The 16,049-nt window shown below is 72.6% G+C and carries 13 protein-coding genes; 4 read left to right on the top strand and 9 right to left on the bottom strand.

Annotation, left to right across the window (positions count from 1 at the left end; translation table 11 throughout):
* Positions 1 to 51 precede the first annotated feature (51 nt).
* On the top strand, positions 52 to 1,182 hold the full coding sequence (locus AC6H2I_RS04170) for a hypothetical protein (protein WP_497499314.1): 1,131 nt from the start codon (positions 52 to 54) through the stop codon (positions 1,180 to 1,182).
* Here AC6H2I_RS04170 and AC6H2I_RS04165 read toward each other — a convergent pair.
* On the bottom strand, positions 1,166 to 1,378 hold the full coding sequence (locus AC6H2I_RS04165) for a helix-turn-helix domain-containing protein (RefSeq protein WP_497499313.1): 213 nt from the start codon (positions 1,376 to 1,378) through the stop codon (positions 1,166 to 1,168). The genes AC6H2I_RS04170 and AC6H2I_RS04165 overlap by 17 nt on opposite strands.
* A 593-nt stretch (positions 1,379 to 1,971) precedes the next feature.
* Here AC6H2I_RS04165 and cysD point away from each other — a divergent pair.
* Entirely contained in the window at positions 1,972 to 2,865 is an 894-nt protein-coding gene (gene cysD / locus AC6H2I_RS04160) for a sulfate adenylyltransferase subunit CysD (RefSeq protein WP_497499500.1), read from the top strand.
* The gene (gene cysN / locus AC6H2I_RS04155) at positions 2,865 to 4,763 is read left to right on the top strand and encodes a sulfate adenylyltransferase subunit CysN (protein WP_497499312.1); all 1,899 of its coding nucleotides are present in this window, start codon (positions 2,865 to 2,867) and stop codon (positions 4,761 to 4,763) included. The genes cysD and cysN overlap by 1 nt, the downstream gene beginning before the upstream one ends.
* 18 nt (positions 4,764 to 4,781) lie before the next feature.
* Here cysN and AC6H2I_RS04150 read toward each other — a convergent pair whose 3' ends face one another.
* Both AC6H2I_RS04150 and AC6H2I_RS04145 read right to left on the bottom strand, forming a co-directional pair.
* On the bottom strand, positions 4,782 to 5,765 hold the full coding sequence (locus AC6H2I_RS04150; RefSeq protein WP_497499311.1) for an SDR family NAD(P)-dependent oxidoreductase: 984 nt from the start codon (positions 5,763 to 5,765) through the stop codon (positions 4,782 to 4,784).
* A 165-nt stretch (positions 5,766 to 5,930) separates the two neighbouring features.
* Complete coding sequence (locus AC6H2I_RS04145) at positions 5,931 to 6,440, bottom strand: DUF421 domain-containing protein (RefSeq protein WP_497499310.1); 510 nt, start codon at positions 6,438 to 6,440, stop codon at positions 5,931 to 5,933.
* A 182-nt stretch (positions 6,441 to 6,622) separates the two neighbouring features.
* On the opposite strand from AC6H2I_RS04145, the gene AC6H2I_RS04140 reads away from it, so the two are divergent.
* Positions 6,623 to 7,915, top strand: a complete 1,293-nt coding sequence (locus tag AC6H2I_RS04140; protein WP_497499309.1) for a DUF2254 domain-containing protein — start codon at positions 6,623 to 6,625, stop codon at positions 7,913 to 7,915.
* Between the two features lie 61 nt (positions 7,916 to 7,976).
* On the opposite strand, the gene AC6H2I_RS04135 is transcribed toward AC6H2I_RS04140, so the two are convergent.
* The 6 genes from AC6H2I_RS04135 to AC6H2I_RS04110 form a co-directional block, all read right to left on the bottom strand.
* On the bottom strand, positions 7,977 to 10,307 hold the full coding sequence (locus AC6H2I_RS04135) for a helicase-related protein (RefSeq protein WP_497499308.1): 2,331 nt from the start codon (positions 10,305 to 10,307) through the stop codon (positions 7,977 to 7,979).
* Between the two features lie 111 nt (positions 10,308 to 10,418).
* Positions 10,419 to 11,303 carry a hypothetical protein gene (locus tag AC6H2I_RS04130; protein ID WP_497499307.1) on the bottom strand — a complete coding sequence of 295 codons (885 nt, stop codon included), beginning with the start codon at positions 11,301 to 11,303 and terminating at the stop codon, positions 10,419 to 10,421.
* A 41-nt stretch (positions 11,304 to 11,344) separates the two neighbouring features.
* Positions 11,345 to 12,709, bottom strand: a complete 1,365-nt coding sequence (locus AC6H2I_RS04125; protein WP_497499306.1) for a nucleotide sugar dehydrogenase — start codon at positions 12,707 to 12,709, stop codon at positions 11,345 to 11,347.
* Between the two features lie 107 nt (positions 12,710 to 12,816).
* Complete coding sequence (locus AC6H2I_RS04120) at positions 12,817 to 13,905, bottom strand: hypothetical protein (protein ID WP_497499305.1); 1,089 nt, start codon at positions 13,903 to 13,905, stop codon at positions 12,817 to 12,819.
* Positions 13,902 to 14,738 carry a glycosyltransferase family 2 protein gene (locus tag AC6H2I_RS04115; RefSeq protein WP_497499304.1) on the bottom strand — a complete coding sequence of 279 codons (837 nt, stop codon included), beginning with the start codon at positions 14,736 to 14,738 and terminating at the stop codon, positions 13,902 to 13,904. Before AC6H2I_RS04115 ends, AC6H2I_RS04120 begins: the two co-directional genes overlap by 4 nt.
* A 32-nt stretch (positions 14,739 to 14,770) precedes the next feature.
* Positions 14,771 to 15,970 (bottom strand): glycosyltransferase family 2 protein, encoded by a 1,200-nt coding sequence (locus tag AC6H2I_RS04110; protein WP_497499303.1) that lies wholly within the window; start codon positions 15,968 to 15,970, stop codon positions 14,771 to 14,773.
* Between the last annotated feature and the right edge of the window lie 79 nt (positions 15,971 to 16,049).

Genomic DNA, 16,049 nt, shown 5'->3' with positions numbered 1-16,049 from the left:
GCTGCGGGCAGCACGGGTGCGCCCGTGCTCACCGCAGGCGGAGCCGTTCCCATGTCCGACTCGCCGCCATCCCTGAAAGGCCTGCAGGGCCGGCTTGACGGGGTTGCCGACGACAAGCTCGTCGAGGTCGTGCGCGTCCTCGAACGCGCGGGAGACCGGCCGGAGGTGCGCGACACCTTCGACCGCCTGCGCTCGCGCCTGGCCCGGGTGCGCCCGGAGCGGCGGCCGACCCTGCGCCGCCTGTTCTGCGATCCCTTCGAAGACCTCCTGGAGGCGGAGGGGCTGGCGGAGATCCCGATCGGCCCCATCGACCGCGCGGTCATCGAGCCGCTGTGGCGGGTGGTCCTGCAGCGCGGCGACCGCGGGGAGCTTGCGGCCTTGGGCGACGCGGTGCGCACGGCGGCGCCGGGCGACGGCGGCGCCCTCCACCCCGTGGGTTGCCGGTTGTGGGCGTTGGCCGCGGCGGCGGTGCGCGGCGCGCTGGAGGAGGCCGACCGCGACCCGGAGGCGCGCCGGCGCTTCCTCGACGGCGACGAGCGTCATGTCAACCACGCTCGTGACATCGTCGCGTTCCTGGAGATCGGCCCCGCCATCGCCGACCTGAAACGGCGCCTTCCGGCCAAGCCGATGGCGGCGCTGGGCCCCGCCGAGACCGCGGTGGTCGAGGCGGCGGTGCAGGAGGTCGGCCGGATCGGCGCCGGCCGGCCCTATGCCCTGCTGCTGACGGTGGCGGCCCGACTGCGCCGGCCGGCCGACGTGCTGTCCGCCGTCGGCGCCATGGATTTCGGCCCGGCCCGCCGGGCCAAGCCGGTTGTCTTCGCCCAGCTCTCCGGCCTGGTGGTGAGGCACCTGGAGGACGGTGCCGCCAGCCTCCGGCGCGGGCGTGCCGGCGGTGACTCCCTTGCGCCGGCGGCCTTCGCACCGGTGGCGGCGGCGCGCTTGGCCGACGGCGTGGCGGAGAACCTGGAGACGGCCTGTGCGGTGCTGGCCGGTGCCGCCGACACGTCGTTCGATGCCCGGCTCGGCGCGGTGCGCGACGCCGTGGCGGGGCTGGCGGACGCGGGGCTGGCGGAGCAGCGTTCCGCGCCCCCTCCGCCCCCGTCCGCCCCCGCCGACGCCGGGGACGCGGGCCCCGGCGCGGGATCGGCGGCGGGCGCGGGTTCCGTCAGGCGGCCTGGCTGACGCCCAGCTCCGGGTTCAACCGGAACGTGATGGCCCGTCCCAGCTTCGACTCGCGCAGGAGGATCTGCTTGTTCTCCAGCAGCTTGATGGCCCGGTTCACGTTCGGGCGCTGCATGCCGAGGGCATCCGCCAGTTCGGACTGCAGGACCGGGACGGAGCGGTCGAAGTGCAGCCGGCGGCTCAGATAGGTGAACACGCGGAGCGCTTCCAGAGTGATCTCACGGTCCGTGGAGACGGCCCGGGAAATGTGATCATGATGCTGCATGGCGGCCTCGATGCGCGAGTTGAACGAGTTCGGGTCGGGCGGCAATGGGCGGTTCGGCGAGGCCCCGGCCGGCGGTGCCGTGTCCCCCGGTCGATGCCGAGCGTCGCAGACCCCGTGATCCGAAAGCATTGGTGCCTCTCCCCCTGCGATCCGTCGGCACGGCGCCGTCGAATCGACCAAACCTCAGGAAAGGTTAGATCCCGATTGTTATCCGGATATGTCGACGTTGTTTCGGGGCTGACACAAACCCGCCGTGGTGGCGATCATCGGCCTCACGGGCGTCCCCGGCGCCCGGCGCCGCCGGCCCGCGGGGCCGGGAGCCGGGTCGCGGAACCGATCGCGTGGGACCGGCCCGGGGCTGGCCGGACCGCTTCATTCACATGAATGTTATGTGCTATATTGGGTGGCGCGGGTGTATTTTATCCCTCGCCATTGTGGATTGCCCGTGATACACCCGGGCCGATCACAAGCGACCCTGGCGCCAGAGCCTGCCCATGCCCGACCAACCGTCCGACCCCGTCCGCCTGACCCACCTGCAGCGCCTGGAGGCGGAGAGCATCCACATCATGCGCGAGGTGGCGGCGCAGTTCCGCAACCCCGTGATGCTCTACTCCATCGGCAAGGACAGCGCGGTGATGCTGCACCTGGCGATGAAGGCGTTCCATCCGTCCAAGCCGCCGTTCCCGCTGCTGCACGTGGACACCACGTGGAAGTTCCGCGAGATGATCGCGTTCCGCGACCAGCGCGCCCGCGAACTGGGGCTGGACCTGCTGGTGCACGTCAACCAGGAGGGCGTGGCCCAGGGCATCGGCCCGTTCAGCCACGGGTCGTCGGTGCACACCGACGTCATGAAGACCCAGGCGCTGCGCCAGGCCCTCGACACGTACGGCTTCGACGCCGCGTTCGGCGGGGCGCGGCGCGACGAGGAGAAGAGCCGCGCCAAGGAGCGCATCTTCTCCTTCCGCAGCGCCAGCCACCGCTGGGACCCGAAGAACCAGCGGCCGGAGCTGTGGAACCTCTACAACGGCCGGGTCCACAAAGGCGAGAGCATCCGGGTGTTCCCGCTGTCCAACTGGACCGAGCAGGACATCTGGCAATACATCTACCTGGAAGGCATTCCGGTGGTGCCGCTGTACTTCGCCAAGCCGCGCCCGGTGGTGGAGCGCGACGGCACCCTGATCATGGTCGACGACGAGCGGATGCCGCTGCGGCCGGGTGAGGACCCTGCGCTGCGCTGGGTGCGGTTCCGCACGTTGGGCTGCTACCCGCTGACCGGCGCCGTCGAGAGCCGCGCCGCCAGCCTGCCCGAGATCATCCGCGAGATGCTGCTGTCGCGCACCTCCGAACGCCAGGGCCGGGTCATCGACCACGACCAGTCCGCCTCCATGGAGCGCAAGAAGCAGGAAGGCTACTTCTGATGCAGGACCAGTTTCAGGCCGCCACGGACGAGGTGGTGGCGTATCTGCGCGAGCAGGAGAACAAGGACCTGCTGCGCTTCATAACCTGCGGCAGCGTCGACGACGGCAAGAGCACGCTGATCGGCCGCCTGCTCTACGACAGCAAGCAGATCTTCGAGGACCAGCTCGCCGCCCTGGACAAGGACAGCGCGCGCTGGGGCACCACCGGGGGCGGCATCGACCTGGCGCTGCTGACCGACGGCCTTCAGGCGGAGCGCGAGCAGGGCATCACCATCGACGTCGCGTACCGCTTCTTCGCCAGCGACCGCCGCAAGTTCATCGTCGCCGACACCCCCGGCCACGAGCAGTACACCCGCAACATGGCCACCGGCGCCTCCACCGCCGATGTGGCGGTGCTTCTGGTCGACGCCCGCAAGGGCGTGCTGACCCAGACCCGGCGCCACAGCTTCATCGTCTCGCTGCTGGGCATCCGCCACGTGGTGGTGGCGGTGAACAAGATGGACCTGGTCGGCTACGACCAGGCGCGCTTCGAGGCGATCGCCGCGGACTACCGCGCCTTCGCCGAGCGGCTGTCCATCCCGTCGGTGACCTGCATCCCGATCTCCGCGCTGGCCGGGGAGAACGTCACCACCCGCGGCGACGCCCTGGGCTGGTGGCAGGGGCCGACCCTGCTGGCCCATCTGGAAGGGGTGGAGGTCGCCGCCGACCGCACGGGCACGCCGTTCCGCCTCCCCGTCCAGTGGGTCAACCGCCCCAACCAGGATTTCCGCGGCTTCTCCGGCACCATCGCCGCCGGTCGGGTGCGCCCCGGCGACACGGTGGCGGTGCTGCCCTCGGCGCGCACCAGCCGGGTCGCGCGCATCGTCACCATGGACGGCGACCTGGATGTGGCGGTGGCCGGTCAGGCGGTGACCCTGACCCTGGCCGACGAGATCGACGTCAGCCGCGGCGACGTGATCGCCGCCGCCGACGCCCGCCCGGAGGTGGCCGACCAGTTCGCCGCCCACATCGTGTGGATGAACGACCACGCGATGATCCCGGGCCGCGGCTACCTGCTGCAGTTCGGCACCCATGTCGTCGGCGGCCAGGTCACCGAGATCAAGCACAAGGTCAACGTCAACACCCTGGAGCACACCGCCGCCAAGCGGCTGGAGCTGAACGAGGTGGGCCTGTGCAACCTGGCGCTCGACCACGCCGTGCCCTTCGACGCGTACGCCGATTGCCGGGAGACCGGGTCGTTCATCCTGATCGACCGGGTGTCCAACGCCACCCTGGGCTGCGGCACCATCAACTTCGCCCTGCGCCGGGCCCAGAACATCCATTGGCAGCCGGTCACCGTGGACAAGGCGGCGCGCGCCGTCGCCAAGGGCCAGAAGCCCTGCGTCCTGTGGTTCACCGGCCTGTCCGGGGCCGGCAAGTCCACCGTCGCCAACCTCGTGGAGAAGAAGCTGCACGGCCGCGGCTTCCACACCTACATGCTGGACGGCGACAACGTGCGCCACGGCCTCAACAAGGACCTCGGCTTCACCGAGGAGGACCGGGTCGAGAACATCCGCCGCGTCGCCGAGACCGCCAGGCTGTTCGTCGACGCCGGGCTGATCGTCCTGGTCTCCTTCATCTCGCCCTTCCGCGAGGAGCGCCGCATGGCCCGGTCCCTGGTCGAGCAGGGCGAGTTCCTGGAGGTCTTCGTGGACGCCCCGCTGGACGTCTGCGAACGCCGCGACGCCAAGGGCCTCTACGCCAAGGCCCGCGCCGGCGCCATCGCCAACTTCACGGGCATCAGCTCGCCCTACGAGCCGCCGGAGACCCCGGAGGTGACCCTGGCCGCCGGCGACCACGACGCCGAGGCCCTGGCCGACCAGGTGATCGAGGCGCTGACGGCCCGCGGGGTGGTGTAGGGCCGCCCGCGCGGCGCCTCAGCCCACCTTATGGTAGGTCTTGTACCAGTCGATGAAGCGCGGGATGCCGACGTCGATGGGGGTGGCGGGCTCGTAGCCCAGCTCCCGCCGGCTGGCGTCGATGTCGGCGTAGGTGGCGGGGACGTCGGCCATCTGCATAGGCTCCATCGTCTTCACCGCCTCGCGCCCCAGCGCGCCCTCGATCAGGGCGATGAAGCGCATCAGCTCCTCGCAGCGGTGGTTGCCGAGGTTGAACACCCGGTGCGGCACGCCGTGGTCGTCGGCCGGCGCCGGACGGTCCAGCGCCGCCACCACCCCAGCGACGATGTCGTCGATGTAGGTGAAATCGCGCTTCATGTTGCCGCCGTTGAAGACGCGGATCGGGCGGCCGGCGACGATCGCGTCGGCGAACAGATAGGCCGCCATGTCCGGGCGGCCCCATGGGCCGTACACCGTGAAGAAGCGCAGGCCGGTGGACGCGATGCCGTAGTTGTGGGCGTAGGCGTGGGCCAGCATCTCGCCGGCCTTCTTGGTGGCGGCGTAGACCGAGAGCGGGCGGTCGACCCGGTCGTCGATGGAGAACGGCAACGCGGTGTTGCCACCGTAGACCGAGGAGGAACTGGCGTAGACCAGGTGCCGCAGCTTGGGCAGGCGACGCGCCGCCTCCAGCATCGCCACCTGGCCGGTGACGTTGGTGTCGACGTAGGCGTAGGGGTTTTCCAGCGAGTAGCGCACGCCGGCCTGGGCGGCGAGGTGGACGATGCCGGTGCAGTCCTGGATCTCCGGCACCAGCGCCTCCACCGCGGCGCGCTCGCCGATGTCGGCGCGCACGAAGCGGAACCCGGGCCGGCCCTCGATGCGCGCCAGCCGTGCCTGCTTCAGCGCCACGTCGTAGTAGTCGTTCAGGTTGTCGACGCCGACGACGGTTTCGCCGCGCGCCAGCAGCGCCGCCGCCACGTGGGAGCCAATGAAGCCGGCCGCGCCGGTCACCACGATGGTCATATGCTCCGCCCCTCTCTGCTGCCCGCCGCCGGCGGGTGATGCATCTAGACCATCCCCGTCGCACGGATCAAGGCGGAAGCTCGGCGAGCGACGGACACCCACGGTCCATCAGACCAGATGCCGATCGCTCCACACCGCCTCCGGGGCCGACCGCCCGCGGGGGAATCATGGATGGCGGACGGTCTCCAGGGCGGCCGGCGTTCCCGAGGCGCCGGCGGACAGGACGCTGAACGAGCCGTCGGTTTCCAGAACCACGGCGAACACGCCCTCCAGACCGGGCCGGCCATGGGCGCGCAGGACCGCCATCACCTCCTCGCGGGTGACCCGCTGCTGGCGCAGGGCGGCCGGCAGGATCTCGCCGCGGTAGACGAGCATCGTCGGCTGGGCCTTGACCAGCGCCTGCACCCGCGGCGACCGCACCGAGAGCCACGTCATCGCGTATTGCAGGACGACGAGCAGCGCCAGCGCCAGCACGCCCTCCACCAGGGCGACGGATTTGCTCAGCAGCACGGTGGCGAGGGTCGAGCCGAGCGCCACCGTGACCACCAGATCGAAGGCGTTCAACTTGGTCAGCGTGCGCTTGCCGGACACCCGCAGCAGCAGCACCAGCGCGGCGTAGGCCAGGACGCCGACCACCAGCACGCGGCCCAACCCGGCCCAACCGTCGAAGAACATCGGCTTCCCTCCGTGGTGCCGCCAGCCATCGCCGGAACGCGCGGGCAGCGCCTGACAGCGGCAACGGCACGCCGCGCCGCGAGGTTCCCCGCCCACCCCCGGGGAAAACGCGCCCCGGCGCGGGGCACTTCGCCGCCCCGCGCGTTTCCAGGGAAGCCCCGCCACCGACGGACCTCCGATCCATGCAAGACCGCCTGCGCCACTACTGGATGCTCCTGCGCGCCACCCTCTGGTTCGTGCCGCTGCTGATGAGCATCGCCGCCGTGGCCCTGGCGGTCGTGCTGCTGACCCACCGGGAGCTGCTGCCCGATGGCGCTCTCGAGCTGTGGCTGGTCTACAGCGGCGACCCGGAGAGCGCGCGCGAGATCATGGGCGCGCTGCTCTCCGGCATCATCACCATGACCTCGCTGGTGGTCTCGATCACCGTCGTGGTGCTGACCCTGGCGGCCGGACAGCTCGGGCCGCGCCTTGTGCGCAACTTCATCAGCGACCCGCAGACGCAAGGGGTGCTCGGCCTGTTCGTGTCGACGATTCTCTACCTGCTGGTCGTGTTCCGCAGCATCGGCGGCCCGTCCACCCAGGGCATCCCGCACCTGGCGGTCAGCGTGGGAACGGCGCTGTCGGCGCTGTGCCTGTTCGTGCTGCTGTTCTTCGTCCACAAGCTCGCCCGCGCCATCATGTACGACAACGTCGTCCAGGAGGTGACCCACGACCTGCGGACCACCATCGACCGGCTGCTGCCGGACTCGGACTCGCCGCCGGCGCCGCCACCGCCGCCGCCGCCCGACGGCACGGCCTGGTTCGGCCTCGGGCGCGACGGCTACGTCGAGGCCGTCGACTTCGACGCCCTGATGCGCGAGGCCAAGGCCGCCGGCGCGGTGGTGTGGGTGATGGTCCGGCCCGGCCACTTCGTGCTCGCCCAGGGCGCCCACGTCGGCGTGCATCCGCCCGACGCCCACACCGACGCGCTGGTTCAGGCCCTCCGCGGCGCCTTCATCATCGGCGCCGAGCGGACGCCGAGCCAGGACCTGGAGTACGGCATCCGCCAGCTGGTGGAGATCGCGCTGCGCGCCCTGTCGCCCGGCATCAACGACGTCTTCACCGGCATCGCCGTCATCGACAACCTCTCGTCCGCGCTGTCCCTCGTCTTCGCACGCCCGCCGGAGGCCGCCACGCACAGCGACGCCGACGGACGCCTGCGCGTCGTCCGCGACGTGACCGACTGCGACGGGGTGGTGCGGGCGGCGTTCGACCAGATCCGGCAGGCGGGAAGCGCCATGCCCGCCGTCCTCATCCGTCTCGCCGACGCCCTGGCGCGGCTGGCACCCTACGCCGACGCCGAGGAGCAACGCCGCGCCCTGCTGAGCCAGCTCGTCCACGTCCAGGAGACGGGGGAGAGGTGCATCGCCGAGCAGCGTGACCGCGCGGCGCTCCGGCTGCGCTGCGAGGAGGCGCGGCGGCTCATCGCCCGCTAACCGGGTTTCGCCGGGCCGGGCCGGCGGCCCGATCCGGCGAAACCCGCTCAGAGCCGGCCGCTCACCCTTTCGCGCGGCCCGGCCCGCGGCGTCCGCGCTCGCCACCCCGCCGCTTCGTGGCGGGCCCCGGCACCGCCCCGTCGCGACCCTCGGCGCCGCCCTCCGCGCCTCCGGACCCGGTGCTGCCGGCCCCGGTCCGGCCGGCGCCTCCCGCGGCGGCCCCCCCGGCGGCCCCGCCGACGGGGTGATGGAAGTGGGGATGGTCCCGGCCGCGGTGCCGCGGCGGCCCGCCGCGGTGGGCCAGCCGCGCGCTGTAGCAGGCGTCGCACACCCGGAAGCGGTGGGTGGCCTTCAGCCGGGTGCCGCACACCGGGCACGCCCGCTGCAGGCTGCGCTCGGCCAGCGTGCGCTCGATGAAGGCGTTCAGGGTGGCCCGCCGCTCCAGGCACACATCCATGTCGGGGTAGGCGTCGGGAAAGCGGTAGGCGAGCCAGGCGTAGGAGGTCAGCCCCTTCACGGCGCGCTCCGCCGCTTCCAGCTCGACGTCGGTGCCGACGTGGTGGGTGAACTGGTCGGCCTCGGCCGGTGCCGGGTTGGGCCGTTCCTTGCCCTGGTTCATCGCCCATTGGCCGAGCAGGCGGAGCTGGTTCTGATCGCGGCTGTCGACCGGGCAGCGCGCCAGCACGTCGCGCACGGCCAGCGGCAGGCGCGCCCGGTCGACCGCCAGCGCCGCCTGGATGCGCCCTTCCAGGTCGGTCATGCGGAAGGTCTGGTGGGCCCGCAGCAGCTCCTGCCCGGCGGTGCGCAGCACCTTGGCCAGGCTGTCGGTGTCGAGCTCGCGGGCGATCGCCTCGACGTGGATGAGGTTGGGCGAGATCCACGGCCGCGGGTCTTCCGGCGGCAGCGGCGGGCTGGTCAGGGCGCGGCGCACGGGGTTGATGCTCTCCCCCTCCAGCACCGCCACCCGGCCCTCCTCGTGCATGCCGTAGCGGCCGGCGCGGCCGCCGATCTGGCGGATCTCCGACGGCGTCAGCTCGCGCTCCTCGCGGCCGTCGAACTTGCGGGTGGTCGACAGCACCACCCGGGCGATCGGCAGGTTGAGCCCCATGCCGATGGCGTCGGTGGCCACCAGCACGTCGGCGGCCGCCTCGCGGAAGCGGCGGGCCTCGGCCCGGCGCACCTCGGGGGACAGGGCGCCGTAGATCACCGCCACGGTGTGGTCGCGGGCCAGCAGCTCGCGCCGCAGCCCCATGACGTCGCGCCGGGAGAACGCGACCACGGCATCGCCGCGCCGCACCGCGTCCAGCGGCACCCGCTCCTCCTGCACCCGGAGGGGCGACTTGCGGGTGAACTCGACGATCTCCAGCTCCTCGCCGGTCGCCTCGACCAGGCGGCGGATGTAGGGGATGGCGTCGGCCGAGCCGGTCATCACGATCTCCGGCGCGGCGACGCCGGCCACCGCCTGGGTCCAGGCCCAGCCGCGGTCGGGGTCGCCGATCATCTGGATCTCGTCGATGACGCACGCCCCCCACACCCGGTTGGTGTTGACCATCTCGATGGTCGAGGAGGTGTGGGCGGCGCCGGGGCGGACGTCGCGTTCCTCGCCGGTCACCAGGCTGCAGGGCCGGCCGCGGGTCTCCATCGCCTCCTGCCCCTCCAGCGCCAGCAGGCGCAAGGGGGCCAGGTAGCAGCCGCTGTCGGCCTGGGCCAGGCGGTCCATCGCCGCGTGGGTCTTGCCGGAGTTGGTGGGACCGACGTAGAGGCGCAGCTTGCGCACCATGGCGCGCGCGGCGGCGAAGCCGTCGAGGTAGACGCCGAGGCCCGACGCCTCCTCCAGCTTGGAGCGGCGCACCCGCAGGCCGGCGCGGGCGACCGCCGTGGAGAACGCCTCCTCCAGCGCATCGAGCAGGGCCTGCAGGCGGGGAATGCGGCCGCCGTAGGACGCGGCGCGGGCCAGCTCGTCGACCACCCCGGCCGGCCGCCACGCCTCGCCCAGGGGGGCGGTGCGCTCGGCCATCGACGCCACCCAGGCGTCCACCCGCCCCCGCCCCTTCTCCACCGCGTTGGAGCCGAGGCAGGCCGCCTTGACCGTCTTGCCCAGGGCCTTGGCGTCGCCCCGGGTGAACCCTTCGGGGCGGACCAGAGTCTCCCACACCGCCGCCTCGACCTCCGGCAGCGGTCCGACCGGAACGCGGAAGCGCAGCCGCAGGCGGCGGTCGGTGCCCGGCACCACCACCTCGTGCACGGCGGTCACCATCCAGCGCGCCGGCACGGACTCGATGTCGGCCTCCACGCCGTCGCCACGCACCTGGGCGGCGATGAGGCGGACCGCGGCCCGGCGGTCGGCGTCGTCCGGCGCGCCGGGGATCTCGGGGATGATGTCCGAACTCATCGTGCCAATCGTTCCTTCCCGGCCCCGGCCGTCACGATGAAGCGGAACCCTCCGCCGTTCCATATGGGAGGACGCGTGGAATCACGCAACCGCCCGCCAGGACGGCGGCCTTCAGGACACCGCGCTCAGCAGCGGCCGCGCCTGGGGCTGGGGCTCCGGCTGGGGCTGGGGCTGGGGCTGGGGCTGGGGCTGGGGCTGGGGCTGGGGCTGCTCAGCGGTCTGGGGCGGCGCCCGGCGTTCGTCGACGATCCCCGCCAGCAGCGCGTCGGTCGCCGCCACCCAGGCCCGGACCGCCTTGATGGTGCGCACCGCCACGGCGGGCGGCAGCCCGGCACGCGACAGCAGGTCCTTGGGCGTGGCCGTGCAGATCGTGTCGAAGCGCAGCCCGAACGCCGCCAGCGCGGGGTAGCCTTCGGCGGTGAGGGTGGGCAGCGAGCGCATCGGGATCTTGCGCTCCGCCGCACTGGCCATCAGCGCGGTCAGCGCGGGGTGGCGGCCGAGCAGCGCCATCTCGCCGTCCTTGTCGCACGACAGCAGCACCACGCGGGCCGCCGGCATCAGCCCGGGCACCGCGTCGAGGATGCGCTGCGCGGCGGCGATCGCCTCGAGGTCGGCGGTGAAGGGGACGAGGACCACCATGGACGACGTGTCGACCAGCTCGCCCAGCGAGGAGTCGGCGGCCCACTGCGCGAAATAGGCCCAGGCCTGGGCGCCGAAATCGGCGACCAGCGGCCGCTGCACGGTCAGCCACTTGATCATCGGGTCCCAGTACTCGGCGACGCGCCGGGGCTGGGTCAGCTGGGCGTGCCAGTCCGGGGCGATCGAGAAGGTCTGCACGACCCCCGGGTCGAAGAAGCGCCCGAGCTTGGGCTGCCGGTCGTACTCGACGGCGCGCACCTCGCGGAAGGCCCGGCCGACGTGGAGAACGCACATCTGGGCCAGCGTGCTCTTGCCGACCCCGCCCTTGTCGTTGGCAACGATGATCTTGATCGTCATGGCTGAACCGTCCGTCCTTCCTGGGATAATCCGGCGCTCACTCAAGCCTTCACGATGCGCGTGCGGTCGGCGACCCCGGCCGTGGCGTTGCGGGTGTCGACGACGAGGCGGCTGTGCGCCACCAGCGCGGCGTAGTCGATGCAGTCGTGGTCGGTGGCGATCAGCGCGGCGTCGAAGCCGGCGATGACGTCCGGCGTCCACTCCACCGAGCGCCGCCCCGCCAGCTCCGGATGCTCGCGGGTCGCCGGGATCACCGGGGCGTACGGGTCATGGTACGCGACGGTCGCCCCCCGCCCTTCCATCAGTTCGATCAGCTTGTAGGACGGGCTTTCCCGGGTGTCGTCGACGTTCTTCTTGTAGGCCATGCCGATCAGCAGGATGCGGGCGCCCCTGAGGCCGCGCCCGAAGCGCTCGTCGAGCGCACGGGCGAGCCGGTCGACCACGAGGCGCGGCATGGCGGTGTTGATCTCGCCCGCCAGCTCGATGAACCGGGTGGTGATCTCGAACTCCCGCGCCTTCCAGGTGAGGTAGAACGGGTCGATCGGGATGCAGTGCCCGCCCAGTCCCGGCCCCGGGTAGAACGGCATGTAGCCGAACGGCTTGGACTTCGCCGCCTCGATGACCTCCCAGACGTCGATGCCCATGGCCCCGTAGATGGTCTTCAGCTCGTTGACCAGGGCGATGTTGACGGAGCGGAAGATGTTCTCGGTCAGCTTCACCGCTTCGGCCGTGGCGGTCGACGACACGGGCACGGTGCCGGCGACCACCTGGTCGTACATGGCGCGGGCGATCCGCAGGGCGTCCGGGCCGTCGCCGCCGACCACCTTGGGGATGGCCGCGGTGGCGTAGGTCGGGTTGCCGGGGTCCTCGCGCTCGGGCGAGTAGGCGAGGAAGAAATCGGTGCCGGAGCGCAGGCCGCCGCGCTCCAGGATGGGCCGCATCTCGCCCGTGGTGGTGCCGGGATAGGTGGTCGATTCCAGGACGATGAGCTGGCCGCGCCGGAGGTGGCGGGCGATCGTCTCGGTGGTCTCGAGGACGAAGCCGATGTCGGGTTCGCGGTGGCGGGTCAGCGGCGTCGGCACGCAGATGACGACCGCGTCGGCCTCGCCGAGGCGCGCCGGGTCGGCGGTGGCGACCAGCCGGCCCGCGGCGACCAGCGCGGCGACGGCCGAGGAGTCGATGTGGCGGATGTAGGAGCGCCCGGCGTTGAGCTGGTCCACCTTGGCGTCGTCCACGTCGAAGCCGAGGATGGAGAACCCCGCCCGCCCCATCGCGTGGGCCAGGGGCAGGCCGACATAGCCCATGCCGACGATGGCCACCGTCGCGTCACGGGCCGCGAACCGCGTGACGATGGCGTCGACGTCCAGCGGCGGGGCCGCGGTGGCGATGTCGTCGATGTTGTCCAATGCAGGGGCCTCCGTCGCCACGCCGCGCCGCCCGGGCGCGGCGCCTATCCTTACCGCGGACCGGCCCCCGGCCGGAAGTTCAATCGCACCCCGCGGCCCGTGACCGTTCACCGGCCGCCGGACGCCGCCCCGGCCCTGTACCCCTCGTACCAGTGGCGGTAGGAGCGCGCCGGGTCGCGGGCGCTGAAGGGGTCGGCGAAGGTCTCCGCGACGTCGGGATGATGGCGCAGGAAGCTGCGTTCCGCCTTGGCCACCACCACACCGTCGTCGTAGGTGGCGTGGGTCCAGGGGCGGCCGCGCTCCCGCTCCTCGCCCTCGGCCAGGCAGGCGGCGCGGTACCACGCGTAGAGCCCGTCGAGGGCCGGCTGGCCGGCGCCATAGAGGTCCAGCATGGTGCGCTGGGCGCCGCTGTCGAAGCCGGTGAAATGATAGAAGACCAGGGGCTGGCCGTTCACCGTCGGACCGGCGCCGGCCTCGCCCTCGACCCTGCGGTGGGTGAGGTTCCAGGTCGAGACGTTCAGGCCGGGGTGGCGCAGCACCCCCGTGGTGGGGAAGTAGGCCGGGGCGTGGTCGAGCCATTTCTGGTCGGTGAACAGGCCGGCCGGCACATCGTCGAAGCAGAAATGCTCCAGGCGGTGGCGCCAGAAGGCCGCGAAGCGGTGCCCTTCCGGGCGGTTGGCGACACCGACGAAGCCCAGATTGAAGATGCCGTGGCGCATCGCCACCAGCTCGTTGTCGTGGATCGCCTGGATCGTCTCCTCGGGCTCGCAGGCGTGGGGCGTGAGCACCAGGTCGTGCCCGTCCAGGGCGTCGAGCACCGGGTCCGGCCGCGCGAACAGGGCGATGTCGGGATCGAAGTAGAGCACCTTGGCGCAGCCCGGCCGTTCCAGCAGGCGCTGCACCATGAAGCCCTTCACGGCGGTCGACAGCTCCACCAGCGTGTGGATGAACGCCCACGGGGCGAACCCGTTCGGCATCACCCCGGCGGCAAGCCCGGCGGCGGCCATGCCATCCAGGGTGTGCACCTCGTCGAAGGGCTCCGCCGCGGCGTCCAGGTCGGCCGGCCAGGCGTCGATCAGCGCCAGGTGGATGCGCGCCTCGGGCAGCCAGCGCCGCACGGAGCGCGCCAGCACCCGCGCCTTGGGCAGGTAATTCGGGGCGATGCTGGTGAAGACGTGGATCGCGCCACCGGTCATGCCGCGGCCTCCCCCTGGCTCGGACGGTCGTGCAGGACATGGCGGTTGCCGGCCAGCCCCATGGCCACCTCCGGCCGCGCCGCGTGGTCCGGGAAGTCGGCGCAAAAGCGCCCGAACACCGCGGTGGTCTCGCGGTCCACCCGCTCGGCGCTCTCGGAGATGGTGTTCGACCCGTGCACCCGGTAGCGGGTGAGGTAGAGCGGCACATAGGCCGGCGTCCCCAGGGCGGTGGCGCGCAGCGCGAAGTCCCAGTCGTGGACGTAGCGATGGTCGGCGAAACCGCCGACCCTCTCCCACAGCGCCTTGGTGAACATCATGTTCGACGTGGTCGCCAGAAAGTTCTGGCAGGCCAGCAGCGGCAGCAGGTCGCCGGCCGCCAGCAGGCCGGCCACGTCCATGCCCGCGGGAAACGGGTATTCCGGGTCGAGCGGACCGCGCTTGCGCCCGAGCGGCCGCCCCTCGCCGTCCATGATGAGGATGTGGCCGGCCACGAAATCCACCGCCGTGCGCCGCACCCGCTGGGCGGCGACGGTGAAACGGTCGGGCAGGAAGGCGTCGTCGGAGTTCAGCACGGCGATCCACGGCTGCGCCGCCGCCGCGACCAGTTCGTTGAGGCGCGCGTGGGCCCCGGCGTTGCCGCCGCCCGGCGGGGTGAGGTTGCGCACCCGGGCGCCATGGGGGGCGGCGATGCGCTCCAGGAGCGCCGCGGAGCCGTCCCGCGACCCGTCGTCGACCACCAGCACCTCGCTGACGAGCCGCGCCCGCAGCGCCGACACCAGCCCGTCCAGCACATAGGGGCGGTGGTTGTAGACGGGAATGACGACCGAGAACATGACCCCTCGCTGACCCTTCGCTGCCCTTCGCGTCAACGGCTCCGAACCGCGCGAAGCCATTGGTAGACGCGCACCAGCGCCGGCTTCTGGCGGGCCCAGTTGCGCAACCGGGAGAGCCGTCCCTGGCGCGGTCCCCGCCAGGCCGCCGCACCGTCCGGCGCCGGCCCCAGCGGCGCACCGGTGGCCACCGCCTGCACCACCCGGGCGATCCGCTGGCGGCAGGATTCCAGGGTGATCCGGCACGCCTCGGGAAGGTTGGCGCCGGCCGGGGCGGAGAGCAGATAGCCCTGGGCGAAGGCCAGCACCAGCGCCGGCTTCACCGCCGCCCCGCCGGTGCCGTCCTGGCCGTCGAACAGGCGGGCCCAGGCCTTCACCGCCTCGACCATTGCCAGGTAATCGGCGACGACGCCGGGATCCGCCGGCGCACCCGGACGGTTCAGCGCCTCCTCCACCGGCTCCAGGCCGAAATCGGCCGGCCCCGGCGCGCCGTCGCGGGCCGCCAGGGTGCGCACCAGCGCCCCGGCCGCGGCGTGGTGCGCCATCAGGCGCTCCAGGCTCCAGCCGCGGCCGTCGACGGCCCGCGCCGCCGGGGTGTGGAACAGGCGCAGGCCCGCCGACCCGCCGGCCAGCCGCCACGCCAGCTCCACCGCGTCGAGCCCGCCGCCGTCGGCGTCCGGCGCCAGCGCGGGGTCGAAGCCCTGGGCCACCCAGTCGGCGACCGCGCCGCGCTTCACCGAGAGGTTCTCCGCCCGTGCCGCCCGCCAGTCGTGCCAGCCATAGGGGGTGAGTTCGCCCGGCCCGCCCGCGACCTGCGGCAGCGGTGCGAACAGCTCGCTGCCCGCACCCGGGCGGTCGGCCCAGCCGACCCGGCCGAGGACCGCGGTGGCCGGGTCGGGGAAGCGCGCGTGCACCTCCAGATGGGCCGCGAAGAACCCGTCGTCGGCCGGGCGCAGGGTGTCGCCGAGAAACAGCACGACGTCGTTGCGCGCCAGCGCCGCCCCGCGGTTGCGGGCGGCGGCGGCGCCCTGGCCGCCGTCGAGAGCGCACCAGGACAGCTGCGGGTCTTCCGCCGCCAGCGCCCGCAGCCGGGCCACCGTGTCGTCGCGCGAGCCCAGGTCGACGACGACGATCTCCATGCCGATCCCGCCGGCGTGGCGCCGGCAGGCCTGCAGCGTGTCGATCAGCGCGCCGGCGCGGTCGCGGGTGGGGATGACGACGGAGAGGGAGAGCATGCGGGCGCGACGCCGGGAACGATGGAATTGCGGGCGGCAGTTAGCGGGCCGGCGCCGGCAATGTCAACATTGGCGCGCC

It is taken from the genome of Azospirillum sp. NS33 (assembly GCF_059703765.1).
The sequence above is the reverse complement of the archived record's forward strand: the minus strand, read 5'-3'. Positions and strand labels throughout refer to the sequence as shown.